We start from the raw sequence: 26,984 nt of genomic DNA on the forward strand, positions 1-26,984 counted from the left end.
CTAAAATTGATAGTTATGTAATGTTGAAGCTTATCATACAACAATATTTATAAAAAATATGTAGTTTCTTTTTTCAATAAATGTTGTTATTTTTTACATTTTTTGAATTAGAGTAAAAAAAAGAACCCTTTCTCTTTCGAACTGATCAAAAAGAGAATAGGGTGTGGGGGATAGGCTAATTGTTTAGAGAGCGACTTCGGACCTTATATTTTTCAGTGTATACTTTATTTAAATAGGAAACCAAACGAGTGATTTTTCCGTGTTCTACGGTTGAATTCCAGACAAAAGTAGGCAGTTCTTTAGTAAGCCATTTAGATAAACTGACATCAGTAATCAGAAAATCTACCTGCTCAGAAGTGTAAGGCAGGAAGTTCACAGGGAACGAGAGGTTTTTAGTGAGCATTGCTTCAAAAAAATCTTTTTGGAAAACGCTTGAATGGGAGAAAACCGCAATATTCAAAGCTGGACGTTTACTATCCATTAGTTCTGAAATAAGTAGTAGGTAAAAATAATTCAATGATTCTTTTTGACTACTCAATGGTGCAATCACAGGGTCTAAAAACAAGTTATTTAAAAAATCGTAAATAAGCTCATAATCAATGAATAAATCCATATCAGCATAGGAACTATCATTAAAAATATTGATGATTTGAACGGGACCAGGCAAATACAGATATCTACTGTGAAGTGAAAGTAAATTATAATAAAGATAAAAGTATTCATTAATATCTAGGGAAAGCTCAAATTCGTTCATAAATTGATTGATCCAAGCCTCTGTAATCAAAGTGGAACTATTTGCTTTAGGCGCAACAAAACTTGTTAATTTCAATGTTGGAATTCGTTTTAATGGATAGATTTGACTGGTCAAGAGTGTGAAATACAAAAAATTTGCTTCGTAATGCCAATTTAGCTGCTCTAAACTATCTAATTGAGAATAGTTTTTAGTAAAGGTTGAGAAAAAAAAGAGAAATTTTTCTTTCGCTAACATTGGGAAAGTTGATTCATTATATTCATACTCTTCATCAATAATATGGTCATTAGTTATGCGGAAAATTGTCACAGCAAACCAGATGAACACCATATTTGGTTTCTCTAAAAATGGTTGTACTTCGAGACTGCTACTTTCTAACGTTTTTTTAAGTTTATCGAAATCAATACTTGGGAACGGCCATTCCAAGACTTTGTAAGATCCCCAAAATAAAGAGAAAAAGAAGAAACGAATATGTTGTTCTTTTCCCTGGATTAAGGTAGAGGTATTTAAATCCAAAGTTAAATCATACTGCGCTACTATCTTTTTTAAATCAGTCATTTTTCTGTAGACAGTAGAATAACTATAAAATCGTTTTGTAGCGAAGCTTTGCAAATCAACAAAGGTTTCATTGAAAATTTCAAGACAAAGATTAAACAAAATGGAGTGCTCTAGATAATAAAGAAAAAAATAATTTGTATCAAAATCCGGCGTAATGTCGGTATAAATAGTACTTTCGTCACTTAAGCTGATTGTGATATATTTTTCGCAGCCTAAATGTTTAATATCAATTTTCAAAGCTTCTATATTTTTAAGAATAGTTCGACGATCTTTAGAAAGTTTACTAGCATAATCTGAAACAGATAGAGCACTCGTACCATTTAAGCGTTCTCGCGAAAGGTTATCTAATAATTCTAAGCGAAGAACGAATTCTTTATTTAATAATTCCTTCATAAACAAAACTCTCCTTATTTAGTACGAATAACGTCCTATAGTAATCATAAAATAGTCAGCTTGAAAAGTCTATTTTAAGAACCTGTTAAGTCGTTTGCAAGTACTTGAGAATAGCAAAGAAAAAAACTAGGTGTATCTTGACCATTAAGCCAAGGTACACCTAGTTTTTTCTACGTAGAGTCGTGTTAAATGAGCCATTCAGTAATTGTGAAACTAAATGGACACCATGTATCCTCTAGAACGAATCGTTTTAATAAAAATTGGATTTTTAGTATCGACTTCGATTTTTTTTCGTAAATGAAAAATTAAATTGTTTAGACGGTATGCTTTTTCTTTGTCATTATTTTTCCAAATAGCTTGAAAAAGATCTTCATAGGTTACTAATTTTCCAGTATTCTCTACTAAAACGGATAATGCTAAAAATTCTAAAGGTGTGAGTTGGATTTCTTTTTGATCGCCAATGGTCACTCTAAGGCTATCAGGAAATAATTCTATTCTAGAATTACTTTTTGAACTCTCGGAAGCATCATCAGTGGAAGAGGCAGAGCCATTGTTTTTTTTTAATCGTTTGATTGTATTTTCCATTTGCAAAATGAAACTATCTGGTTGCTCTTGGTTAAGGTCAATGATTAAGTCTGCGCCTAATTGCAAATAAATGAGACGATTGATTTGGATGAAGTGAGTTGAGAGTATCCAAAGCGGTGCATTGGTCTGACTTTTCACTTCCCAAATTTGTTCGCAAATAACTTTCAAATCATTTGGAGTATTTTCTTGGATCAAAATGATATCTAATTCAGAAAGTATTTTTTTGTTTTTACAATCAATAATAGTGTGTCCAGCATTTTCTAAACTACTTATATATGAAGCGAGTTCTTCTTTAGATGTAACGATTTCACCTATTTTATACATGATATTCCTCCTAAGTTTTTCCATATAATACGTTTTTCAGATTTCTATTTAATTAGGAAACAATTGTCTAAAGTACATGAGACAAAGAATAGCCTAAATGGCGAAAGGAAGTTTGTTCTTACAGATTCTTACTAATAATTCTTTTAAATCTTCGTAATTTTGTTTTGTAGGGAATTCTTGCCATAAAACATAATTCGTTTGTTCTGAAACCAAATAAGAAAAATTATCTTTTGATAATGGGCGATCAGATATAACGACATCGACAGTAGTTTGTACATCATCTACAATCGATAAGTTGAACTTATTAAATAAATCGCCATAATTCAGAATATATTTTTTCAGTGTTTGCCCGAGTGTTGAGAAAATAACTAGATGAACTGGAGGCATAAATTTTGTTACATCAACGCAAGAAAATAGCGTTTCTATATAATGAAACTTCAAATAATGATCATTGATTTTCAAAAGTGAGGTTGTTTTTGTGATATTCGCAAGAATACCTCGTAATAAATCAATTTGAAATTTGAACGTTTTATCTAAAGTCGATTCCTCAATCCAATTTTTATCAGCCGAAAAATTGAAGTGATTGAATAATTTTAAGCGATAGAATAATATACATGTTGCATAAATCAACTCATTTTCTTCTTCTAGAGAGAGCGGTTCATAAAGATACTGTTCTATATCGTTTACCCAAAGTAGGACATTGGCAAAGAAATTAGCTTTTGATAGTTCAGAGTTTTTGATGAAAAAATGAGAAATAGAAATAGAACTTGAATAAGGACCGTATGATAAAACTAAGCTATGCATGAAAGCTAATTCGATTTTAAGTTGAGCAATAGAACTTACGGGACATAATGCTTTTATAAAATCGACTTCTTCAAGGAAATGCTGATGTTCTGCCTCATTTTGGTAAGTATAAAAGAGCATTCTATTTTCAATTTGTTTCTTTTTACGAATTCTTAAGATGGAAATGGATAGAAAAATTTGAAAATAATTTCGTTTTGAGTACTCAGTTGGTGTATAGATGGAAGAAGGAAATTTGTTTAATAAATCATTCACTTCTTTTTGTGAGATAAAAGAAAATGGCCAATTTTCCCCGCCATATACTTCAAAAAAAAGAGAGGTATAAAATAAACGAATAGTAGCCTCATCACCTGTAATAGTCAGTTCTTTTTTGACCGATAAGGCTAAATTAAATGTATGTAACTCTGTATCGATTTTTTTTAAGTATCTTCTTAATGTTGAATTGGTTACAAAATATTTATCAATAGCCTTTTTTATTGAGAACGAAGAGTCAAAGAGCAAATCTTTAATAATTAAGAAAAAAATCGAATTTTTTAGATACTCTCTTAACATGTAATGTATTGAAAACGTGAGTTGGTAGTGAAGAGAACAATAAAGTTTACTATTGGAGCCTATATAAAGATCTAAGCTAACGTTCTCCTTAAAGCCAAATGTTTCAATGTCCGACTGAATATCAATGATGGTTTGTTTGACAGTTCGTTCAGATAATCCTAATTTAAGCGAAATTTGTTCAACTGAGAGCGAATTTTTATGTTCCTGCTCAAAAAGTTTTAAAACTGAAAATCTACGAGAATCAATTCGTGTTAGAAAAGATTCTAGTTTTAACTCTTTTTCCAAAAGCGCTCCTCCTTTTTCTACTAGTTCAAATTAAATGAAATAGCGCATATCAAAAAAGTATGCTTTAAATATTATATTAAATTTTTTTTTGATAATTTTCCAATTTTTTCTACTTCTATTTCAAATGAAGGATAAAACTAAGAAAACAGAATGTGAAAACGGTCCTTAAACAAGCTTTTGACCATTTTGTGTTGTGCTTGTACGAAAAAAATGAATCTAAACGTATGAAAAATAAAGCTATAATAGTTTTCGTCAACTGACTAAAAATAAAACTAAAAATAAAATAAGAAATTAATTAAACGAAATTTCGATTTTATTTAAAAAGGAGGTGTGAAAATTGAAAAATATTCGATTGTTTGTATTTTTGATTTTATTTTTGGGAGTAGGCTCATTTCAACAAGTGAATGCTGTTGAAAGTCAAACAAACAGTCAAGTAGGAATTAAATTTATAGAAGGTGACAAAACAAAAGATTCTGATACAAGTGAGAGCAAAGATCCTCCTATTAAGGGAGGAAATGATGACTCGATACTTAAATCGCAAAAAGCGAATAGTTTTCCAAAAACAGGAGAGAGTGCTCCCAGTATGCTCCTATTTATAGTAGGTTCACTATTCATTATATTTGCGCTAACTTTCTATTTGAAAAAAGGAGGAAAAAAAGTGAAAAGAAAAGAAAAGATAATTACAGGTTTGATTTTGTTTGGTAGTATGAGTGTTTTTGCGCCAAGTATGGCTAGTGCTGCACCGGCAGATGGCATTCAAGGGACGGAAACTGGAAAAGGTGCAACTTCATACGGAACATTAAAGCTTGAAGCAAATACAGAAGGCGTAGTTCCGCCAATTAAGCCGTCTGAGCCTAGTGGTGAAACAGGGAATACAGGTGCTTTGACAATTGACAATGTAAGTCCGTTACTATTCGGAGAACACAAAATTGACGGTGGAAAAGCAGAATTCTCAACAGAAACAGTAGCACCTAATGTTCAAGTATCAGATAGACGAGGTGAAGGACAAGGATGGAATTTACAAGTCCGCATGTCTGAATTTGCTGATAAAACAGATGATACAAAGATTTTAAAAGGAGCAGAACTCTCAATACCTGCTGGAACAGTGGGCAAAAGTGAAGGAAATATTGCACTCCCACCAGAAACTAAAGACGTTGTCATTGCAGGAAGCATCGACAGTGCTCAAACAATTTTTTCAGCAAAAGAAAAAACAGGACTAGGTACTTGGACCAATGAATTTGATGCATCACAAGTAAAATTAATGGTTCCAGCAGGGAACTTAAAAGGCGATTACCAAGCAACGATGACATGGTCACTATTAGATGCACCAAAATAATAACAGAGATAGGGAGAAATGAAAAATGAAAACTATTAAATTAACGGTATTGACGGCTACTTTATTTTCAACCGTTTTATTAGGAACAACAGCATTTGCTGAAGAGACAGTACCACCAGAAAACCCAGAAGCTGTAAACAAAGATATTGACAGAACAGCTAAATTTATTTTAGAACCAGGTAGCGATGATAATGGACCAGTAGATCCAATCGTACCAATCAACCCACCAACTAATCAAAAAGGCAATTTAACAATTGATGCAGTATCAAATTTTGATTTCGGTAAAAAGAAAATCGATAAGGTAACAAGTACCTATGATGCGGTTGTTGCAGAGGGAGAAGTTTTAGGGGCTCAAGTAACAGATGTTCGTGGTACAGGAGCTGGCTGGAATTTAACTGCTAAAATCAGTACATTCGAAAATGCAGAAAAAACAAGAGTCTTAAAAGGAGCAGAAGTAACGATTCCAACAGGGAAAGTTAGCACAAATAGTGTAGACGATACAAAACCCGCGATAGCTTCAGGCCTAACCTTAAATGAAGAACCAGCAACTATTTTTTCAGCTGCAGTAGACAATGGGATGGGAACTTGGGCAAATGAATTTGAAGGATTAGGCGAAAAAGTTCAGTTGAAAGTACCAACAGGAAACTATGCAGACACATACACTGCTGAGATCACATGGTCATTAGCAGACGCACCAAAATAATAAAGAGAGTAGGAATAAAAAATGAAAACAGTTAAAACAACCGCATGTCTAGCACTTCTCTTAGGAGCAACAGCAGTATCCGTTCCTGCATTTGCAGAAGAAGCAAGCAAAGCCGCTTCAACAACAAACGTTGAAATCATCGCAGGGGATGATACAAATGAAATCATCGATCCCATCGAACCACCAACCAATCAAAAAGGACCTTTAGTGATTGATGCAGTGTCATCATTTGATTTCGGAAAAATCAAGTTAGGTACACTGACAAAAGAAGCCGTTGTTCCTGAAGGAAAAGCACTCGGAGTTCAAGTCACTGACAAACGTGGTACAGGTGCTGGTTGGGATCTTTCAGCAAGTATTACTGAATTTCAAAATGCCGATAAAACCAAAACCTTGAAAGCCAGCGTTAAAATTCCTGCAGGTCAAGTTAACACATCTGCATCAGATAGCTCAAAAGCAGCTGTTGCAAGTGAAATTATCTTAAATAGCACTGCAGGTACAGTGTTCAGCGCAAGCAAAGATAACGGAATGGGTTCTTGGTCTGATTTATTTGAAGGAAATAATCAAAAAGTAGAATTGACTGTACCGTCTGATGCCTATGTTGCAGCTTATACAGCAACAATCAACTGGTCATTACAAGACGCACCAAAATAATCAATAAAGAGGAGCAATAAAAATGAAAAAAACAACAGGACTTTTAACAGCTGCACTAATCACAGGAGCTGTTTTATACGCACCGCAAGCAATGTTTGCCGAAGTCAGTGACACAGCAAATTCAAACAATACAGTAAACTTTAAAGCTGGTGAAGGGGATATAACAACGCCTGTAGACCCAACTGATCCAACCAATCCAGTCGCTCCATCACCAATAGATCCAACCGATCCAACGAACCCAGGGACTGGAAATAAAGGACCATTATCCATCGACTATGCTTCAAATATCAAATTTGGTGAGCAAAAAATTGCAGGTAAAGATATGGTCTACTCAGCAATTAATAAAGATCCTTTTGTCCAAGTAACAGATACAAGAGGGACAGGCGCAGGCTGGCATTTATCGGCAAAAGCATCTACTTTCCAATCTGCTGATAAGACTAAAACGTTGAAAGGTGCAGAGCTTTCATTTAAAAATGGCGAAGTAAAAGCGACTAGCACAAATTCAGTTTCTGTAGAACCAAAAGCTTCTGACATAGTATTTTCTAATACTGAAGCACAGCCTGTATTCACTGCTAAAGCTGGAGAAGGACGTGGAACATGGTTAAATGTTTGGAGTGCTAAGGGCGAAAAAAATGACAATGTTCAATTAAAAGTATTAGCTGGTTCGGCAGATGCAAATACAGAATACACAGCAACAATTCTTTGGGAATTAGCAGACGCACCTAAATAATCGTTTGGCGATACCAAATTCCTCAAAAATAAATTTAGTTCAAGAAACAAAGAGATAGAAAAATGAGATAGGTCATGGGTATGCAGTGTTGATAGTAACAATTTAGTAAAGTAATGGAGGCATAAATTAATATGAAGTACAGGTTAACAGCATTAGTAGCTTTAATAGTCGGTTGTTTTTTCTTCAGCCATTCAGTATATGCTGATACAATGGCCTATTCTGTTAAAGCAAATATTCCGGAGAATCAAATAGATAAGAGTAAAACATATTTTGATTTGAAAATGACACCTGGACAAAAACAAGACGTGTCATTAACGATTAGTAATAGTTCAAAAGAAAAAGCAACGATTATTATCACGCCTAATATTGCACTAACCAATCAAAATGGTGTAATAGATTATAATCAAGAAAAAGCAAAACAAGATTCATCCTTAAAAGTACCAATTACAGATATCATTTCTGACAAGCAAAAAGTAACGCTAGAACCACAAGAAACAAAAGACGTTGTTTTCACATTACAAATGCCAGAAGTAGCATTTGACGGGACCATTTTAGGTGGGTTCTATATAACCAAAGAATCGACAGATAAAGAAGAAAAAGATAGTGAAAGTGTCCAAATCAAAAATCGTTATTCTTATGTCATCGGAATTCAATTACGGGAAAACGAACAGACTGTGAAGCCTGTACTCCAATTAAATGATGTGAAACCAACACTTCAAAACTATCGCACAGCAATTTCAGCAAACCTGCAAAACACACAAGCAACCATCATCAACAACTTGGAAGTAGAAGCGAAAATCAGCAAAAAAGGCAGCACAGAGGTGTTATACGAAACAACAAAAAAAGACATGTCAATGGCGCCAAATTCAAACTTTTACTTCCCAATAACGATGAATAATCAGCCCTTAAAAGCAGGAGACTACACATTACGACTTACGGCAAAAGATCAAACAGAAAATTGGAAGTTTGAGCAAGATTTTAACATTTCTGCAGAAGATACCAAAAAATTGAATAAAGAAGCGGTCGATTTAGAAGAAGAACCAACGGATTGGCTTAAAATTGGGCTAATTATCGGCGCAATCATCATTGTTCTGCTAGGTTTACTCTTCTTCTTTATTCATCGCAGTAAAAAGAAAAAACAAGAAGCAGAACGCCTAAAGAAGCTTCGCAAAAAGAAGCAGAAACAAAAAAGGGATCGTTCAGATGAACATAAAAAAATGAAAAAGCGGCCCAAATAAATACAAGTATCAAAAGAGGAGGTGAAAATAGCATGAAAAAAAAGCTAGCTATGTGTATTAGCGGACTTGCCTTATTACTTGGAATTGGAAGTTATTTAGCGCTATCGAATTCGCAAATTTCAGCAGAGGAAAAGACCCCACAATCTTCTAATGAAACGAAAAAAAGTTTAACAACTTCTGCTCCATTCAATGGACCAAGCTTGTTTGTACAAAATAGTGTACTAGGAAATAATAAGTTCCTACCGATCGGCCCAAATGACACCCTTCCAGAAGGGTATTATTTCTTCGCTAAGCCCAATAAAAATACTCGCTATTTCAAAGTTAATAAAACTACCCGAAATAAGATAGAGGAGTATCAACATAAACCCATAAGAAATCAGGGTGCGGGGTTGTATAGTGATGACAACAATAGGGCTCTTAGTGATGGTACTCAGGCAGCTTATTTTAGCAATGTTGGTGAATACCAAGGGAAAACGGTTGATATGATGATTAGTATTGAAGACGGTTATAGCTGTAGGTTTAGTTATACCCATAATGTTGGAAAAGGAGTAACCAATAGCTTTGGCACAGTTTACGGTTTAATGGGTCCTGATAAAAGTTCTAAAATCACCTATTCTTACTTTGATAATGAGACAGGAGAGCCATACGTGGTAAAAGGAATCTTTAGTACTTTTATAGATTTTAACTATAATAAAACAGGGTGGGATCATAGTCAAGTAGACGCAACTTATGTTAATAGTAACTCAAGGATAACCTATGATACTACTAGTGAAACTAATACAAAAAGTATTCTCACAGGTAATGGCACCAATGAATTAACGCAGCCTCAATATTATGTGACCGGTATTTTTACGGGAAGCTCGTTTTGTGCACTACCTATATCACCTTATTCAACAGGCGAAATGGGGATGAGGTATAGCACAAACCTTGTATCAAGAATGAAAATACCCACACCACAACTTAGTGGCTCATTGGAGAACGATGGCACCAAACATAGTACATCTTTTTCTATTTCGATGAAACAAATCGTTCCAGATCGTCTATCTAATTTTAGTAAGTACGGGTATTTAGACTATACTATACCGGTCAATGATTTTTACAAACTTAAATCGTTTAAAGTAGTCAATTATTTGGATGATACGGATGTAACTAGCAATTTTACTCTGTCTGGAAATAAGTTGGAAGCAAAATCAAGCTTTTTGAATCAAGATACTTTTTATGGAAAAAATTATGAAATCACTTTGAACTATGAGTTGGACAAGACCAAAGATTTTTTTGGTTTCTATAAGGATGGCTATTTGGAAATACCGTATGATCCAATCACGCAATCTTCTGATTTAGATGGTGTTCAATCATCTAACGCAACAACGGCTAAAATCAAATGGGATTATCAGTTAGAGATCAATGCAAATGATGTGACGTATGGTCAAGGAGAAATAAAAAGATTCAATCAAGAGCCAGAAGCTTTTAAAGAAAAGCTTTTGACAGATTCAAAAGCGAAGGGGAAAAATCTGAACTTAGATACCGAGCTTCCTGTAAGTGTAACGGATATGGCGATTGATTCTAAGGTAGGAGCCTATCCTGTTACATTATCTACACAAGACGGAGATGTCACTTTAACAAAAGAAATCAAGGTGAATGTCGTAGCCATGCCGCCAAAAGTAGCGATTCCAGAAGCTGGTACGACTGTTGTGAGCAGTAAAGGTGTTCCGTATAGTTTTAGCGGAACGGTTTCTGATGAGGATAGTGAAGATCTGTCGCTGTTTGTTACTATTGATGACGGAACGCCAACGACAATCTGGGATAAACAGGCGAATACTGATCTGAATCAACCAATTGATTTTACCTATGAAATTCCAGGAACACAATTACTGGAGCTGGGAGATCATGTAGTGAAAGTGTATGCGAAAGATAGTGAGGATAATCAATCTGAGGTAGCTCAATTTACGTTAGACATCCGTGGCTATTTAGCATTCAAAGAATTGCCACCAGAAACATTAGACTTTAATCAAACTAAAATTGGTTCTAAAGGCTCCTATGCAAAGCTAAATAAAGGGGTAGATTTTAGTGTGGAAGATTACCGTGGCAGCAATACAAGCTGGAAATTGGTTGGTTCACTGACTTCAGAATTGAAAGATAGTGCAACGAATACAATAATAAAAGACGGAATCGTTTATCGGGATGAAGAGGGAAATGAGACGCCATTTACCACCGATGCCACAGTAAAATTAAGCACAGGGAAAGCAACGGCGAATAATGTCCTATTTCCTATCAATTGGAGACCAGAGGATAAAGGCATCTTTATCCAAGTACCGCCAGAAGTAAAAAAGGGAAATTACAAAGGAAGCATTGAAATGAGTTTAGTTGATGCTCCTTAAAGAGTAAGGGAATGTTGATAAAAAGTTGTTTGAAAGACATTATGACTACAAGAACATAGTGTTAAAGAGAGGTTGGGACAGGAGTGTTTAATCCCGAGAAATAAGAAGGAATTCACGAAAATTGCTCTTCAAATTTTTGTGAATTTCAGCTTATTTCCGAAGCCTTCAAATCTTAGTGCTTTAGCACTTAGAATTTGATGTGATCGAAGCGAAGCGTAGTGATTGCTTCTGCTCCCAACGTTTATACGGATTCTTTGAGTCTGAGATATAACTCGTAGAGTTATATCTCAGACTCTCTTTAACTTTTTTTGTCTTAAACTTTACTAGACTCTCTTAAAACCAACGAAACGGGCACGACGATTTGTCTGCCTAGTTCTCCTTTTTTATTAATCAATTCTAGCAATGATTCCACTGCATGAGTGGCGATTAAATCTGTATTTTGTTTGACCGATGAAAGGGTAGGTGTTGTGTATTTCCCAAAAGCAGTATCATCAAAGCCGATTAATTTTATTTTTTGTGGCACAGGGATATGATTTTTTTTCAAGCGTAGCATTAATTCTAAGGCAATGAGATCATTTATCGAAAAAATTCCATCTGTATTTGGATTTTTCTTGAGAAAAGCTAGTAAGTCTTCCTCAAAATTAGAATCTTCAATGTCAAGGGCAAGTAAATGCTGTTTTGTATTGAAAGAAATATTATTTTTCTTCAATGCGTCTTTAAAGCCATTCAACCGCTCTTTAGCACTGGTGGATTTTTGATTATGCATCGCAATAACAGGATGCTGGCAGCCTTGATGGATCAGTTCTTCAGTACTCTCAAAAGCACCTTGGTAATGATTGGACGAAATAAAAATAGTATCCTCTTTCTTTTTTGGCTCCCGATCGATACAGATATAAGGGATTTTCTTTTCGGCACCAGAGGAATCAAATTCAAATGCCTCGGCTCCTGAAATAACGATCAAACCATCTACGCCCTTGCCTTCTAAAATACGTAGATAAGCAAGCTCTTTTTCTGAACTTCGGGATGTATTGCAAATAATAGTAGAATAGCCCTTAGCAAATAGAATTTCTTCTAATTGCTGCACAACATCAGAAAAGAAATAGTTACTGATGTCCGGTACTAAAATACCGATCGTGAAAGATTTGTTCATACGTAAGTTTTTAGCACTATAATTCATTTTATACCCTGTTTCTTCAATGACTTTTAATACTTTTTTTCGAGTTTCTTCAGAAAAGCGACCATTGTCATTAATAACTCTTGAAACAGTTGCGACAGAAACGCCTGCTATTTCAGCAATGTCTTTAATAGAATAGTTTTTCATAAATCATGTCCTCTTGAGTAATCGTTCTCATTTTTCTTTGATATTTACCCATATTTTCTCATAAAAAAAGGCTGAATACAAATTTTCACTCCATATTTTGGTTGACAGGTCAAAAAAATGGTGATATATTAACCATAAATAAAGGTAAACGATTACTCAATTATTTTTTTAACTCTTGAGTAATCGTTATCTCAAAAGGAGATGAGTCAGAGTGTCAATATTATTATGCCCATCAATGATGTGTGCTGATTTTTCTAATCTAAAAAAAGAAACACAAGAACTTGATCAAGCTGGGATCGATATTTTTCATATGGACTTTATGGATGGTAGTTTTGTGCCAAACTTTGGAATGGGATTACAAGATTTTGAATTAGTCCGTTCTGTTACAGAGAAGCCAGTGGATGTTCATTTAATGATTCAAGAACCAAGCAAGTATGTTGAAAAATTTGCGGATCTTGGAGCAGATATTATTTATATCCATCCAGAAGCAGATCAACAAGCGGCCCGAACGTTGGATATCATTCATCAAAAAGGAAAGAAAGCTGGCATCGCAATTAATCCAGGGACATCGGTTGAAATGGTTCAAGGATTATTGCCGTTAGTAGACTATGTGATGGTCATGACTGTTAATCCAGGCTTTGCTGGTCAAAAGTATTTAGAGTATACCGATTCTAAAATAGAGAAGTTGCTAGCGTTAACAAATGAATATCACTTTGACGTGATGGTGGATGGCGCGATTTCACCCGAAAAGGTCCAACAACTAAGCAAAATTGGAGTGAAAGGCTTTGTCTTAGGGACCTCGGCCTTGTTTGGAAAGACTAGCACATATCAAGAGACCCTTGGAAAGTTAAGAGCAGGCGAATAAGTTGATTTTTTGATTCTAAATAACAGGAGGTATCATTTTATGAAATTAGCAATCGGCAGCGATCATGTTGGCTTTGAGTTGAAGCCCATCATTATCGACTATGTAAAAGAATTAGGCCATGAGATCGAAGATTTTGGACCGAATTCATCAGAGCGAACGGATTACCCTCAATATGGGAAAAAAGTAGCAGAAGAAGTGGCTTCAGGAAATTTTGATGGAGGTATTTTGATTTGCGGTACTGGGGTAGGGATTTCAATTGCTGCCAACAAAGTCAAAGGCATCCGAGCAGTTGTATGTAGTGAACCTTATTCGGCTAAGCTTTCTAAGGAACATAACAACACGAATATTGTAGCATTCGGCTCTAGGGTGGTTGGCAGTGAGTTAGCCAAGATGATTGTAAAAGAATGGCTAGATGCTACCTTTGAAGGCGGCAGACATGCCAAACGTGTAGAGATGATTCAACAGATAGAGAGTTAAAAGGGTTCAATTTTCTTTACCGTTGATTCTTTTTGATAAAATATGAAATAATTTGAAAAATAATGGTTGATATTGAAAAAAATAGATGCTATTATGGGGGTGTAGAAGAAGACAGGAGGAATAAAAAATGAAATTAGCAACAAGAATCAATTCATTTTTACCGAAATTCAATCATGACGTGGGAGAAGTCCTACAAGAATTTAACCGTCTAGGGCTAACCCATGTTGACCTTAATTATCCAGAGCATGTAGAAAATATTTCGGCTGACAAGATGAACGAGCTTTTACAACAAAATCATTTAAAAGCAAATGGTGTGGCACTAAGGTTTAGAAGTGAGTTTATCAATGGCGAATTAGGAAATGCGGATCAGAGTATTTCTAGCAATGCAGTTAAACTGTGCAAAGAAGCGTGTGATTATTGTCGCGAAGTAGGTGGAGAAGTCGTGACGATCTGGTTAGGCTTTGATGGGTTTGATTATTCATTCCAGATCGACTATGAAAAAGTTTGGAACCAAATCAAAGCCTGTATGATTGAAATTACAGACTATGCGCCTGATCTTAAGATCAGCATTGAGTACAAGCCGTTTCAACCAAGAGCTTATGCATTCTTAGATAGTTTCGGAGTTGCTTTATCAATGGTTCATGAGGTTGGCCGTGAGAATTTAGGGATTACCTTAGATTATTGCCACATGCTAATGAAACATGAAAATCCAGCCTACGGCGCGAGCATCTTAGGCAGTCGTCAAAAACTATTTGGGGTTCATTTAAATGATGGCTATGGTCTAAATGATGATGGATTGATGATCGGTACAAGCAGTTTGATCAAGACGATCGAATTTATCTACTATACAAAATTGCACAATTATGATCACGCTTTCTATTTCGACACATTTCCAATTATTGAAGATCCTGTAGAAGAGTGTGAAAGAAATATCAACATGATCAAAAAAATCGATGGGATCATTGATCGATTAGGAATGAACTACATCGCTGATGTGATCAAACAAAACAGTGCAGTGAAAGTAAGTGATTTAGTATTAGAAATCTTAGCCTAAGATTTCTAATACATTGTTCCAATAACAAAAAGAACTAGGGGAGTGAACAAGGATGGATTTCAAATTAGCAGCAAAAGAAATTTTAGAAAATGTTGGCGGTCCAGAAAATCTAGCGAATATGACCCATTGTGCTACACGATTGAGATTAACGCTGAAAGATCCTTCTAAGGCAAATGATGAGGCAGTAAAACAAATTGATGGTGTTGTTAATGTCGTGAACAAAGCTGGCCAATACCAAATCTTAATCGGCACTGAAGTTCCTAAATTATATGATGAATTCGAAGCGTTGGTTACAGGGGAAGATGGCAATAGTCAAGTAAAGGATAGCGGGGAGCATTCTGGCAGTATTATCAGTAATATCTTTTCAGCAATATCAGCAATTTTTGCGCCATTATTACCTGCATTAGCTGGATCAGGGATTTTACGAGGACTATTGATTTTAGCTGTTCAAACAGGAATTTTATCTGAAAATAGCGGGACTTATAGTATCTTAAATGTTGCTTCAATGAGTGTCTTTTATTTTTTACCTGTATTGTTAGCGTTTACTTCTGCGAGAAGATTTGGCGTTAGTCCATACTTATCTGCTTTGATCGGTGCGGCGCTGTTGAATCCAGAATTTATTGCATTGATGGGTGACACTGGAAATGGTACAACAACAAGCTTTTTGAAGATTCCAGTAGTATTGATGAATTACAATTCTACAGTTGTTCCGATCATTCTTTCAATTTGGGCATTCTCTTATCTTTATAAATTTTTAGACAGAAAAGTGCCTGAGACATTAAAATTAGTGGTTGTTCCGTTGATTTCTCTAGCGGTAATGATTCCTTTAACGATTATTGTAATCGGTCCAATTGGTGTTTATAGCGGTGAAGCGGTGGCTCAGGTCGTTAACTGGTTGATTGAACGTAGTAGTATCTTGACAGGTATCTTGATTGGTGGCGGTTGGAGTGTTCTAGTAAGTCTAGGAATTCACTGGGCGGTTAATCCAATCATGATCAATAATGTCTCAACCTATGGCTTTGATTATATTGTACCGTTTACCTTTGCCTGTAATTTTGCTGTTATTGGTACGACGATTGGTGTCTATTTTAAAGCAAGAAACAACAAATTACGTAGTTTTGCGTTAACAGGTCTAGTGACGGTCGCACTTTCAGCCATTATCGAACCTACATTATTTGGCTTACTAGTAAAAAACAAAAAATTATTTTTAGCACAAATCATTGGCGGTGCTGTCGGCGGTGCATATTTAGGACTGACAAAAGTCGTAACGAACGCTTTTGTATTTGGTAGTGTGACAACTTTTCCAGCTTTTGTAACAGACAATGCGTCAAACTTTATTCAAGCAATGATTGGATTAGCAATTTCACTGGTTACGTCAGCAGTTCTAGGGTATATGTTTACTGAAAGAGAAGAAATGTTATCTTAAAATCTAAAATAACTTCTTTCAAATTGGCTTATTTCGTTACTATTTATCGCTATTTATGGTATTTTAAGAATGAGTATTTTTCTTGAAATAATTAGTAATGAAAAAATGAAAGGAGTTTCTTATGATTCCATATGTTCGCCAAGAGAAGATCATCGAGATTCTAGAAAGTAGAGAATTGATCAAGATCGAGGAATTACAAAAATTAATCCCAGAAGTTTCGATATCCACACTTAGACGTGATTTGAAGGAACTGGAAGGGGTAAATAAAGTACAAACCTTATCAGGTGGTGCCGTCAAGCTTTCTTCAAGTGTATCAGAGCTGCCAATGGCAACAAAAGCCAGTTTACAAACGAAAGAAAAGCTCCATATAGCACAGCTAGCTGCTCGTGAAGTGGTAGCGGGAGAGACGATCTATTTAGATTCGGGTTCGACTTGCACCGTATTGTTAAGAGAGTTACTCAAAAAGAAGATTCGCATCGTCACGACAAATACAGATGTATTTAGACTGACTGGGGAGTTTGAAGCAGATATTACGATTTTAGGCGGCACTTATGATCCTAAAATTTCATCATTAAGTGGGCCGCTCGCTGAAGCGAATATTCAAAAATATGTCTTTGATAAAGCGTTTCTCGGGGCAAATGGCATTGATTTGAAATTTGGCGTAACAACACCTAATTTGATTGAAGCAATCAAAAAAAAGACAGTCATCGATCACGCCAAACAAGCATTCTTAGTCTGTGATAGTTCTAAATTTCATAAGACATCGGCAGTGAAATCATTTGATTTGAACGAAGTGGTGTTGATTACAGACAAAGTGGATCTTGAGTTGAGTAAAGAAATGAAAGTCATCTCTGAATAAAAAAATACAAAATGAAGCATGCCTCTCTTTTTTTAGAGACGTGCTTCATTTTATTTCAATATCATTCAAAAGTTCTCATATGAACAGTTTTTAGCTTCTCAATCCGCGGCCTCTATCAATCAGGTACCAGCAAACGGCATAAAGCACAGAGATAAAAAGAACCAAAATAATCAGAGACCAGATAATTGGCACATCGATCGTTCCTAAAAAGCCATAGCGAAATCCGGAAATCATATAAACGATAGGATTGATTTTAGAAATTGCTTGCCAAATCGGCGGCAACATTGAGATGGCATAAAATACCCCGCCAAGATACGTTAATGGCTGTAAAACAAAGGTTGGGACAATCGATACATCATCAAACGACTGGGCAAAGATCCCATTTAATAAACCTGCTAATGAGAATAAAATAGCCGTCATAAGAAGTGTGATAATAACAATAGACCATGAATAAACGTGAAGAGGGACAAAAAATAGCGAGATAATGGTTACTAATGTGCCGACTAGTACGCTTCGACCAAGTCCGCCAATCACAAAGCCCCAAATAATAATATGAGTTGGAACAGGAGCAACTAATAATTCTTCAATATTTTTCTGAAACTTTTGTGAGAAAAATGAAGAAGAGACATTCGCATAAGAGCTTGTAATTACAGACATCATGATCAGTCCTGGAACGATAAATTCCATATAAGAGAAACCTTCCATTTGACCGATCCGTCCGCCAATCAAGTTTCCAAAGATGACAAAATATAAGGATGTGGTAATAACAGGCGGAACTAAAGTTTGAACCCAAATCCGCAAATAACGATTCGTTTCTTTTACTGCAAGGCTTCTTAGAGCCGTGAAATATAGCTTGAACATGTTTTATTCTCCTCAATTTAAAAGCTTAGCGAAGTGTTTCGCTTAACGTTTTTCTTCTGTGATTTTTAAAAATAGCTCTTCTAAACGATTTGATTTGTTGCGCAGAGAAAGAACTTTTATTCCTTGAGCTGTCAGTTGCCCAAACAACTCGTTGATTCCTTGATCTCGTTCGACTTCAACAACTAAGGTTCGTTCATCTTCAAAACTATGCGTATACCCAACAATTTCAAGTGGTTGTTCAAAATCCTCTAAATCAAAAATAAAGGTTTCAAATTGTAGTTTTGCCAAAAGAGTTTTCATACTGGTATTTTCAATCAATTCACCTGATTGAATGATCCCAATATTCCGACAAAGCATTTCTGCTTCTTCTAGGTAATGAGTCGTAAGGATAATGGTTGTACCATTTTCATTTAGTTCTCTTAGAAAATCCCACATTTCACGTCTCAATTCAATATCCACGCCCGCTGTTGGTTCATCTAAAATCAGTAACCGGGGTTCATGCATCAAAGCGCGTGCAATCATCAATCTACGTTTCATACCGCCAGAAAGCATTCGGGCACGTACATTTCGTTTTTCCCACAAATTAGATTGTTTCAAGTATTTTTCGCTGCGTTTTAAGGCTTCTTTTCGTGAAACGCCATAGTAACCCGCTTGGTTGACCACGATTTGTTCAACTGTTTCAAAAGGGTTAAAATTGAATTCTTGTGGAACTAAACCAATTTGTTGTTTTGCGAGGACTAGTTCTTTATCAATATCATAGCCAAAAATAGTTACTTTCCCCGATGTTTTATTGACAAGAGAGGTGATGATGCCGATAGTTGTTGATTTTCCAGCGCCGTTTGGACCTAGAAGGGCATAAAAATCGCCTTCTTCTACGACTAAATCGATTCCTTTTAGCGCTTGTACGCCTGTTGCATAAACTTTCTTTAACTCTTTTATTTCCAGTGCATATGTCATTTTATAGAGGTCTCCTTATTGGTCTGATTCTTTCGTTTAGCGTTTGTCTCAATGTTTTCAGTGCAATCGGAAAATAAGTGTGTCATAGAATCCATAAACTCCTCCACAAAGTCTTCCCTTAATGTGTAGTGGTGCCATTGCTTTTGTTTACTCACTGAGACGATACCCACTTTTTCTAATACTTTCATATGATGGGAAAGGGTCGGCTGAGTAAAGTCAAAATGGTTTAATACATCACATGCACACATATCACTATATGAAAGCAAATCGATGATTTTCATTCGTTTAGGATCAGCCATTGCCTTAAGCGCTAATGAAATACGTTCATAATCCAAGCTCATTCTCCTTTCGAACATAGATAGATATCTATGTTAAATATAAATTAACTTAAATCGAATGTCAAGGGAAACTAACATGGGAGAATAAGATATTTTTTAAGAAGCTTCATCCAAAGAAGGAATGCTGTTATAATGGAAGCTAGAACTAGCTTGATCACCGAAAAATTTGCATCTTAGAGGAGTAACCTAAAAAATATGAAAAATATCCGACTAACAATTGAGTATGATGGCACGAGATACCTTGGCTGGCAACGGCTTGGTGACTCAGATAAAACGATCCAAGGAAAAATCGAGAATATACTAACCCAAATGGCGCGTACAAAAGTTGAAATTATCGGCTCTGGCCGAACAGATGCTGGAACGCATGCTAGAGGACAGGTTGCGAATTTTAAAACCGATAGCACGGTAAGCTTACCAGAGATGATCGACTTTCTTAATCGCTATTTGCCACAAGACATTGTTGTGCAAAAAATAGAAGAAGTACCAGAAAGATTTCATGCGCGATATAATGCTGTAGGGAAAAAATACAGCTATTATATTTGGAATGATAAAGTTCCTTCGGCATTTGAACGAAATTATAGTTACCACTATGCCCAAGATTTAGATATTGAATTAATGAATCAAGCCTGTCTTAAATTGATTGGAACCCATGATTATATTGGCTTTTCTGCACTTAAAAAAACCAAAAAATCAACGACGCGAACAATTGAGGAAATATCAATCAAAAAAGAGGGGAAACGACTCCATTTTACCTTTGTAGGCAACGGCTTTTTGCATAAAATGGTTCGGATTCTGGTCGGGACACTTTTGGAAATCGGAGCGGGGGAACTTTCATTAGAAACGATTGATGAAGTATTTGAAAGCAAAATCAGAAGTGAAGCGGGTGTGACAGTTCCTGCACAAGGACTATTTTTGGATGAGGTTTATTATAAAGAAGACCAGAGAGAGCTGTCAGTTGCTTGAAGAAAATATACTAAGAACTTAAAGAAAACAGGAGCATATCCTGTTTTTTTGATACAATAAAAGAGGATTCACGCGGTATATTTAAATTAGAAACGTGTGCAATAATAGAAAAATAGGGGTTAAAAGATGAAAAAAATGGGGAAGAAAGTCGTTAGATGGTTAAAAAGGGGAAGAGGCAAAAGCAACACAGAACAGTTTGAATAAACAGTAAAGGATTTTTAAAAAGTATGTTGATTAAAGCGCCTGATTGATTATTGGAGAACAGAGTAGTATATACTGCAAGTTCGGGTGTTAAAACAGGAGGGGCAAAATGACGTTTTTAAAAAAATATGGCTACTATTTTCTATTATTTGGTGTGATTAGTGATTTATTAACACCCTATATTTTAGGTATCTTTTATCCAAAAATAAACCAAATGACCACAGTAATTAGTGTTTTTGGGGATGTAGACAGTCCTGTGAGGCAAGCTTTTTTGATTTGGTCTGTTCTCTCTGGTCTATTGTTTGTTTTGGCAATTCCGGCAGTTTATTATCTGTTTAAAGACACATCACGAAGCATGGCTGTCATACTCGCTTTAGCGATTGGCTTCTATGGTGTGGGAGACTGTATTTTTACAGGGGTGTTCAGTATTGATACGAAACAAGCAACTTGGACTCTCTCGACTTGGATTCATAATATTGGCTCTGGCTTGGGTTATGCTGGTTTCATACTATTCCCATTTTTTTTAATGTTACTTTATAAAAAACAAAAAGAAACCAAGTATCAGCAACTTTATTTACTCCTATCAATTATTAGTTTTAGTGTTGCAGGATTTTACGGGTTCGCACGAATGCCTGCATTCAACCATTTTTCCATATTGAATCAACTTGGTTTTTGGCAGCGAGTTAGTTTTCTCTTCAACTATTTACCGATGATGGTTTTTTCTGTAGGGCAAATCAAAAATGAGCGGCAGAAGAGTGCCAAAGTAAATTAAATATCTAAATATTAAGAGACAAAATAGATTTATAATTAATACATATTATTTAAATACTTCTGTTATTTTATCTTGAAAATTGATATAATAGAACTCGTAATTAAAATTTAAGGAGAATAACATGAAAAAAATTTTAGGGGTATTTTCAGTATTGGTTATGGTATTTATTTTAAGTGGATGTGGTAAAAAGGCTGAGACAGCTACATTTACCCAATCACCTATGGTGGGGTCAGAAGTTTCTATCATTGTTGAACATGAAGGAGACAAGGTAACGAAAGTATCTTGTAAAGCTGTCTTTGATAATGAGACATTACAAATTACAGATGAAGATACTGCGAAACAAGTTTCTGAAGCATTTGAAACTTCATCTAACTTAAAAGATTCAAAAATGAAATACACTGAGAAAGAGACTGTGATCACGTACGAAGCACCTGCTAATAGTGTGAAGTCTGGTAGCAGTTTTAAAGAAGGCGAAAAACAATTGATTGATATGGGATTTGAGAAAAAATAGGGCGAAATCAATATTGTTGACAGAATAGTGAAGGAATCTTTAGGTAGTAGTTTAACCTGAGATTCTTTTTTTTGCATTAAAGAGTAATAAGGTTGAAATAAATAGCTTTATTTAATTAATATTTTACAAAAAGAATGGATTTGTGAGGTTAGAGATGATAGAATAAAAATTGTGAGTGACGTTAAACTGTCCTTTGAACTGATTTGAGTAAAGAGAAGAAGACGTGTAGAAACGAGCAGATTTTCACTATTCTTCTTTGATTATTAGGTAGCAGCTTAAGTTCATTCTGTTTTTAAGTAGAGGAGGAATAAACATGATGGAAAAAGTGTCAGAGAATCGGAGAATTATGTTGGTTATTGCTATTTTTGCTTTATTACTAGGGATCGGTACCTTTGGGGACCTGGCCATTTCGAATGCAGTGATGAGTCAAAATTCATACATTGCGACATTTTTACAAAATTATGCCTGTTTTCCAGTTGGTATTGTAATCATGATGAGCGGAGAAATCATCATGCATTATGCGGTTCGATCGAGTCAGCCTGTGATCGCAAAATTATTGATAGGTGTGGCGGGAACAGGTCTGTCTTTATATGGAATATGGTATTATTTGAAATTTGCTATCCAGTATACATTATCATCGATTCAAAATGTAGAGCACAATCGTCCAATCGGTCAAGCCAATAATGATGGTGGAGCGAATCCTACACTACCAACATTGATCAATATCATTATTTGTCTAGCTGTATTTACCATAGCAACCTTGATCATACAAAAATGGTTAAATCATAAAACGCAGGAAGAGCTTGATCGTTTGATGCGTGTGGCTATTTTAGGAATTGCGGTCGCGTTTGTCTATCTAATGTGTGTTGAAGAAATCAAAATTTTATGGGGACGTGTTCGTCCATACGAGCTAAATGCTGTTCAAGATAATTTTAGTCCGTGGTACAAAATGAATGGTCCAACTGGTCATAAATCATTTCCGTCAGGTCATTCTTGTGAAAGTATGTTTGCGATTTTCTTTCCTTTATACGCTAGCCCCAAAAATACTAAGTTACGTAAGAAATTATTGTTTTTTGGTGTGACCTGGGGTGCTGTTACTGCAATCAGCAGAGTGCTATTAGGTTGTCACTTCTTTAGTGATGCCACGATGGGAGCTTTTATTATCATTTTTCTTGTTTTTGTTGGAACGAGATGCGCACAATTAAAGCTTGTAAACTAAAAAAGAAGCTGTGAGACTGTCTGCTAGGCAATCAGTGCTATAGACAGGACGAATGCTATAGAAAATTTTTTTGGATTGATTGCGACCTTATGAATTACAAAATAATTAGGTTGATGTTACAAATTTGTGGAGTATCAATGGGAAAAAGGAGTATAAATAGTTTCCAGTTAAGAATAGTTTTTATAGTAAGAATGACGGGTTTTCTGAATGAAAGAAAATGCGCCATTCTTTTTATAAATTAGCAAATTACGGATAAGTTGTAGTTTGTAATTTTTGTATTTACATATTCTAATCTTTATTATATGATTGAACACGTTGTTTAAGTTAATACATTGCAATTTTATACATCATTTATTATTCAAATTTTTAGGAGGATATCAAGTGAAAGAAAAAATTATTTCCTATTTTGAGATCGACAAATTAAACACGACGGTCAAGCGAGAATTTTTAGCTGGATTTACGACATTTATTTCGATGGCGTATATTTTATTTGTTAACCCGACTGTGCTAGGCGCTTCCGGCATGGATGAAGGTGCTGTTTTTACTGCGACTGCATTAGCCAGTGCATTAGGCTGTATCTTGATGGGGATTTTTGCTAAATACCCGATCGCAACGGCACCAGCACTTGGAATCAATGCTTTTTTTGCTTATTCCGTTTGTGTAGGAATGGGCGTTCCTTGGGAAACAGCGTTAGCAGGTGTTTTCGTCGCGTCTTTAATTTTTATTTTGATCACAATTTTTAAGTTACGTGAATTGATTATTGATGCGATACCAGCAGATTTAAAATTTGCTATCTCTGGTGGGATTGGTCTATTTATCGCATTTCTAGGTCTAAGTGAAGGCGGGATCATTGTTTCTAATGAATCAACATTGGTTGCCTTAGGCCCCTTGAATGTTGGAACGACTTGGCTGACTATTTTTGGTCTAATAATCACAGCAATCATGATGGTCCGTCGTGTTCCGGGTGGTATTTTTATTGGGATGACTGCAACGACTATTTTGGGATTAGTAACTGGTTTAATTGAAACGCCAGCTAAAATCGTTTCAGCTGCTCCTAGTCTTAAACCGACTTTTTTAGTTGCATTAAAACATGTTGGAGATATAAATTCTCTACAGTTATGGGTCGTTGTGTTGACGTTTTTATTAGTGACTTTCTTTGATACGGCTGGAACACTAGTTGGTTTAGCGAATCAAGCAGGCTTTATGAAAGACAACAAAATGCCTCGTGTTGGAAAAGCATTAGCGGCTGACTCTACAGCGATGTTAGCAGGTTCTCTTTTAGGAACGTCTCCTGTAGGCGCGTATGTAGAATCATCTGCTGGTATTGCGGTTGGGGGACGTTCTGGATTGACAGCTGTGACAACTGGTTTATTCTTCATCGTGGGCTTGTTTTTCTCTCCGTTACTTTCAGTTGTCACATCACAAGTAACAGCACCAGCGCTAATCGTTGTGGGTGTGTTGATGGCGCAATCGCTTAGTCAAATCAAATGGAAAGAAATGGAAATTGCCATTCCTTCTTTCTTGATTTTGTTAGGCATGCCATTAACATACAGTATCTCTGATGGGATTGCACTTGGCTTTATCTTTTATCCTATCACAATGATCGCTGCAAAACGTGGCAAAGAAGTATCACCGATCATGTATGCATTATTCTTTGTTTTCGTAGGATTTATGTGGATTTTAAACGCGAATTAAGTGGTGAATAATAGTTAATCAAAAGTCATGGGACCACAAGTCCATGGCTTTTATGTTACGAGTAAAATTTTAAAATTTTGACTTTTCCACCAAAAACAAGCAAACTGTAACTAGTTGAAGAGATTAGATTGTGAGGGATGAGTAAATGAAAACACCTCTTATATCACAATGGCTGGACTACGTAAAAAAACAGTCTATTGTTGAAAAAAAATTAGAAGAAATGTTAAAGAAAAAGAATCAACTGACTACAAGTGAATATTATGCCTTATACCAACTGAAACAAAATGGCTGTCATATGCGGCTGAATGATTTAGGCAGCTATTTATGTTTAAGTCAAAGCGCCTTGTCTCGTTTGGTCAAGAGATTAGAAGATAGAACACCTTCTGTAATTGAAAGAAGAGATTGTTCAGATGATAAACGTGGAGTATACGTTGAGTTGACGAATGAAGGAGCACAATTATTGGCATCGGTCGAGCAGGAAGTAGAGACTATTTTAAAAGAGTACTTTATTTAAAAGACTAATGAATTGCTTTTTAGTCTTTTATTGAGTATTATCTAAATAGATGCATGCGCATGCATGTTCGGATAGGAGGAATTAGATGAATAATTTAGATTCAGGTTTAACATTTAAAAGAGGGTTACACTTAAAGAATAGACTTGTCGTTGCGCCTATGACTACAAAAATGTCTTTTTTTGACGGTGTTGTAACAAATGATGAAGTAGATTATTATGCTTTGCGGACTGGTGAAGTGGGGGCATTTATCACAGCAGCGGCGAATGTCCATGAAGGAGGCAAAGGTTGGGACGGCGAATTGGGTGTCTATGATGATCGTTTTATCCCAGGTCTTGCTAAATTAGCTGCGGCTATTAAAAAGAACAATACAAAAGCGATTCTACAGATCTTTCACGGTGGTCGTATGACAGATTCTAAAGTCTTGCATGGTGCTCAACCTGTTGCGCCAAGTGCTATTGCAGCACAACGTCCAGATGCGCAAACACCAAGAGAATTAACTGAGGCAGAGATTTTTGAGATTTTAGAAAGCTTCAAGTTAGCGACTGAACGAGCCATCAAAGCAGGTTTTGATGGTGTAGAGATTCATGGGGCCAATACGTATTTGATCCAACAATTCTTCTCTCCCCATTCGAATCGACGTACGGATGTTTGGGGCGGAACGTTAGAAAAACGATTTAAATTTATTAATGATTTGGTTGAGGGTGTCACAGACGTTGTCGATCAATCTGATGTCACAGACTTTATTGTGGGTTATCGTTTTTCACCAGAAGAATATGAAACCCCGGGGATTCGCTTGAGTGACACATTATTTTTAGTTGATCAATTGTCTAATAAGTCATTGGATTACTTGCATTTATCTAGTAGTAATTATAGAAATCATTCAGTTAGTGACGAGTTTAAAGAAAAACCAATTATCGAGTATATCAAAGAGACGATCAATGATCGTCTACCTCTGATCGGTGTGGGAGATATTAGAACAGGGGCTGATGTAAAAGAAGTCTTAGTGAATGCTGACTTAGCTGCAGTTGGACGAGCAATTTTGATTGATCCTCATTGGGCACAAAAAGTGTTAGATGGACAGGAACAGTTGATCAGAACCGAACTTTCTCACTATGATCGAGATGAGTTGCGAATCAGTAATGGGGTTTGGGGATTTTTAGAAGGAATGATGCCTGAACGGCTTAAATAAAGGAGACTAAATAGGAAACTGAAAGGCTAGCGCTGTTGCTGCGTTCTCTAGTCTTTCAGCTTTTTATTTTAAGTGAGAAAATCAAAAATAAGTTGTTTATTCTCTAAAATTTTAGTACAATTCATGTATGAAGAAAAATATTTTTCAAGGCTGAAAAAAAATAAGGAGGTAGTGCGTAATGAATAAAAAATATCTAAATTATGTAGGCGAAATTATTACAGATGTAGAATACCATGGATTAGGAGAACCAGAGGGATTTTTGGAAGTTCATATGGAAGTTGAATTACCTTTTCGTTTGTATTGTAGAATGGGGAAACAAGATTGGGAAGAAGTTGGAGAGCCCGAACGATTAACATTGATCGATCAATTAAAAGATAAGAAATCACGATATTCTAAAAGTGATTATCAATTTTATACGTTGGATTTTTATCTAGCTAGCTTAGGCGGTTTATGATTTCAAAGAAATGTAAGCGTTTA

26 protein-coding genes are annotated in these 26,984 nt (G+C 35.6%); 19 read left to right on the forward strand and 7 right to left on the reverse strand.

The features are described from left to right. Positions 1 to 175 precede the first annotated feature (175 nt). From BCR24_RS15825 to BCR24_RS15835, 3 genes are all read right to left on the reverse strand, one after another. Positions 176 to 1,702, reverse strand: coding sequence for a helix-turn-helix domain-containing protein (locus tag BCR24_RS15825; protein ID WP_069641469.1), 1,527 nt, complete (start codon positions 1,700 to 1,702; stop codon positions 176 to 178). Positions 1,703 to 1,915: 213 nt separating this feature from the next. Then, a complete protein-coding gene (locus BCR24_RS15830) occupies positions 1,916 to 2,611 on the reverse strand; it encodes a winged helix-turn-helix domain-containing protein (protein WP_069641470.1) in 696 nt (231 codons plus the stop codon). A 93-nt stretch (positions 2,612 to 2,704) separates the two neighbouring features. Then, positions 2,705 to 4,249 carry a helix-turn-helix domain-containing protein gene (locus BCR24_RS15835; protein WP_069641471.1) on the reverse strand — a complete coding sequence of 515 codons (1,545 nt, stop codon included), beginning with the start codon at positions 4,247 to 4,249 and terminating at the stop codon, positions 2,705 to 2,707. Positions 4,250 to 4,586: 337 nt separating this feature from the next. On the opposite strand from BCR24_RS15835, the gene BCR24_RS16585 reads away from it, so the two are divergent. The 6 genes from BCR24_RS16585 (at position 4,587) to BCR24_RS15865 (ending at position 11,285) form a co-directional block, all read left to right on the forward strand. Beyond that, the gene (locus BCR24_RS16585; RefSeq protein WP_083244435.1) at positions 4,587 to 5,585 is read left to right on the forward strand and encodes a WxL domain-containing protein; all 999 of its coding nucleotides are present in this window, start codon (positions 4,587 to 4,589) and stop codon (positions 5,583 to 5,585) included. A 25-nt stretch (positions 5,586 to 5,610) separates the two neighbouring features. Next, on the forward strand, positions 5,611 to 6,288 hold the full coding sequence (locus BCR24_RS15845) for a WxL domain-containing protein (RefSeq protein ID WP_069641472.1): 678 nt from the start codon (positions 5,611 to 5,613) through the stop codon (positions 6,286 to 6,288). 21 nt (positions 6,289 to 6,309) lie between these two features. Next, positions 6,310 to 6,939, forward strand: coding sequence for a WxL domain-containing protein (locus BCR24_RS15850; RefSeq protein WP_069641473.1), 630 nt, complete (start codon positions 6,310 to 6,312; stop codon positions 6,937 to 6,939). 22 nt (positions 6,940 to 6,961) lie between these two features. Beyond that, positions 6,962 to 7,669 carry a WxL domain-containing protein gene (locus tag BCR24_RS15855; protein WP_069641474.1) on the forward strand — a complete coding sequence of 236 codons (708 nt, stop codon included), beginning with the start codon at positions 6,962 to 6,964 and terminating at the stop codon, positions 7,667 to 7,669. Between the two features lie 131 nt (positions 7,670 to 7,800). Then, positions 7,801 to 8,907: a WxLIP family cell surface protein gene (locus BCR24_RS15860; RefSeq protein ID WP_069641475.1), complete on the forward strand. Its 1,107-nt coding sequence runs from the start codon at positions 7,801 to 7,803 to the stop codon at positions 8,905 to 8,907. Positions 8,908 to 8,939: 32 nt separating this feature from the next. Next, positions 8,940 to 11,285 (forward strand): hypothetical protein, encoded by a 2,346-nt coding sequence (locus tag BCR24_RS15865; protein ID WP_069641476.1) that lies wholly within the window; start codon positions 8,940 to 8,942, stop codon positions 11,283 to 11,285. A 313-nt stretch (positions 11,286 to 11,598) separates the two neighbouring features. Here BCR24_RS15865 and BCR24_RS15870 read toward each other — a convergent pair whose 3' ends face one another. After that, complete coding sequence (locus BCR24_RS15870; RefSeq protein ID WP_069641477.1) at positions 11,599 to 12,606, reverse strand: LacI family DNA-binding transcriptional regulator; 1,008 nt, start codon at positions 12,604 to 12,606, stop codon at positions 11,599 to 11,601. A gap of 211 nt (positions 12,607 to 12,817) precedes the next feature. On the opposite strand from BCR24_RS15870, the gene rpe reads away from it, so the two are divergent. From rpe to BCR24_RS15895, 5 genes are all read left to right on the forward strand, one after another. Continuing rightward, complete coding sequence (gene rpe / locus BCR24_RS15875; RefSeq protein ID WP_100630409.1) at positions 12,818 to 13,471, forward strand: ribulose-phosphate 3-epimerase; 654 nt, start codon at positions 12,818 to 12,820, stop codon at positions 13,469 to 13,471. A gap of 39 nt (positions 13,472 to 13,510) precedes the next feature. Beyond that, entirely contained in the window at positions 13,511 to 13,948 is a 438-nt protein-coding gene (rpiB, locus tag BCR24_RS15880; RefSeq protein ID WP_069641479.1) for a ribose 5-phosphate isomerase B, read from the forward strand. A 127-nt stretch (positions 13,949 to 14,075) separates the two neighbouring features. Continuing rightward, positions 14,076 to 15,002 (forward strand): sugar phosphate isomerase/epimerase family protein, encoded by a 927-nt coding sequence (locus tag BCR24_RS15885; protein ID WP_069641480.1) that lies wholly within the window; start codon positions 14,076 to 14,078, stop codon positions 15,000 to 15,002. Between the two features lie 52 nt (positions 15,003 to 15,054). Beyond that, the gene (locus tag BCR24_RS15890; protein WP_069641481.1) at positions 15,055 to 16,428 is read left to right on the forward strand and encodes a PTS transporter subunit EIIC; all 1,374 of its coding nucleotides are present in this window, start codon (positions 15,055 to 15,057) and stop codon (positions 16,426 to 16,428) included. Between the two features lie 121 nt (positions 16,429 to 16,549). Further along, positions 16,550 to 17,287, forward strand: coding sequence for a DeoR/GlpR family DNA-binding transcription regulator (locus BCR24_RS15895; RefSeq protein WP_069641482.1), 738 nt, complete (start codon positions 16,550 to 16,552; stop codon positions 17,285 to 17,287). 90 nt (positions 17,288 to 17,377) lie between these two features. On the opposite strand, the gene BCR24_RS15900 is transcribed toward BCR24_RS15895, so the two are convergent. The 3 genes from BCR24_RS15900 to BCR24_RS15910 are packed head-to-tail and all read right to left on the reverse strand — an operon-like array spanning position 17,378 to position 19,440. Continuing rightward, complete coding sequence (locus BCR24_RS15900) at positions 17,378 to 18,148, reverse strand: ABC transporter permease (protein ID WP_069641483.1); 771 nt, start codon at positions 18,146 to 18,148, stop codon at positions 17,378 to 17,380. Positions 18,149 to 18,190: 42 nt separating this feature from the next. Continuing rightward, entirely contained in the window at positions 18,191 to 19,105 is a 915-nt protein-coding gene (locus BCR24_RS15905) for an ABC transporter ATP-binding protein (RefSeq protein ID WP_069641484.1), read from the reverse strand. Continuing rightward, positions 19,102 to 19,440, reverse strand: coding sequence for an ArsR/SmtB family transcription factor (locus BCR24_RS15910; RefSeq protein ID WP_069641485.1), 339 nt, complete (start codon positions 19,438 to 19,440; stop codon positions 19,102 to 19,104). The genes BCR24_RS15905 and BCR24_RS15910 overlap by 4 nt, the downstream gene beginning before the upstream one ends. Before the next feature lie 198 nt (positions 19,441 to 19,638). Between BCR24_RS15910 and truA the strand changes: the two genes are divergently transcribed. The 8 genes from truA (at position 19,639) to BCR24_RS15950 (ending at position 26,961) form a co-directional block, all read left to right on the forward strand. Next, a complete protein-coding gene (gene truA / locus BCR24_RS15915; protein ID WP_069641486.1) occupies positions 19,639 to 20,406 on the forward strand; it encodes a tRNA pseudouridine(38-40) synthase TruA in 768 nt (255 codons plus the stop codon). A gap of 310 nt (positions 20,407 to 20,716) precedes the next feature. After that, positions 20,717 to 21,379, forward strand: coding sequence for a DUF998 domain-containing protein (locus tag BCR24_RS15920; RefSeq protein WP_069641487.1), 663 nt, complete (start codon positions 20,717 to 20,719; stop codon positions 21,377 to 21,379). A gap of 121 nt (positions 21,380 to 21,500) precedes the next feature. After that, positions 21,501 to 21,890 (forward strand): DUF1307 domain-containing protein, encoded by a 390-nt coding sequence (locus BCR24_RS15925; protein WP_069641488.1) that lies wholly within the window; start codon positions 21,501 to 21,503, stop codon positions 21,888 to 21,890. A gap of 313 nt (positions 21,891 to 22,203) precedes the next feature. Further along, on the forward strand, positions 22,204 to 23,109 hold the full coding sequence (locus tag BCR24_RS15930) for a phosphatase PAP2 family protein (RefSeq protein WP_069641489.1): 906 nt from the start codon (positions 22,204 to 22,206) through the stop codon (positions 23,107 to 23,109). A gap of 381 nt (positions 23,110 to 23,490) precedes the next feature. After that, positions 23,491 to 24,804 carry an NCS2 family permease gene (locus BCR24_RS15935; RefSeq protein ID WP_069641490.1) on the forward strand — a complete coding sequence of 438 codons (1,314 nt, stop codon included), beginning with the start codon at positions 23,491 to 23,493 and terminating at the stop codon, positions 24,802 to 24,804. 145 nt (positions 24,805 to 24,949) lie between these two features. Further along, a complete protein-coding gene (locus BCR24_RS15940; protein WP_069641491.1) occupies positions 24,950 to 25,318 on the forward strand; it encodes a MarR family transcriptional regulator in 369 nt (122 codons plus the stop codon). Positions 25,319 to 25,403: 85 nt separating this feature from the next. Beyond that, positions 25,404 to 26,507 (forward strand): NADH-dependent flavin oxidoreductase, encoded by a 1,104-nt coding sequence (locus BCR24_RS15945; protein WP_069641492.1) that lies wholly within the window; start codon positions 25,404 to 25,406, stop codon positions 26,505 to 26,507. 178 nt (positions 26,508 to 26,685) lie between these two features. Then, positions 26,686 to 26,961, forward strand: coding sequence for a hypothetical protein (locus BCR24_RS15950; RefSeq protein WP_069641493.1), 276 nt, complete (start codon positions 26,686 to 26,688; stop codon positions 26,959 to 26,961). Positions 26,962 to 26,984: the final 23 nt, after the last annotated feature.

The sequence above is a fragment of the Enterococcus ureilyticus genome (assembly GCF_001730315.1).
GTDB lineage: Bacteria > Bacillota > Bacilli > Lactobacillales > Enterococcaceae > Enterococcus_L > Enterococcus_L ureilyticus.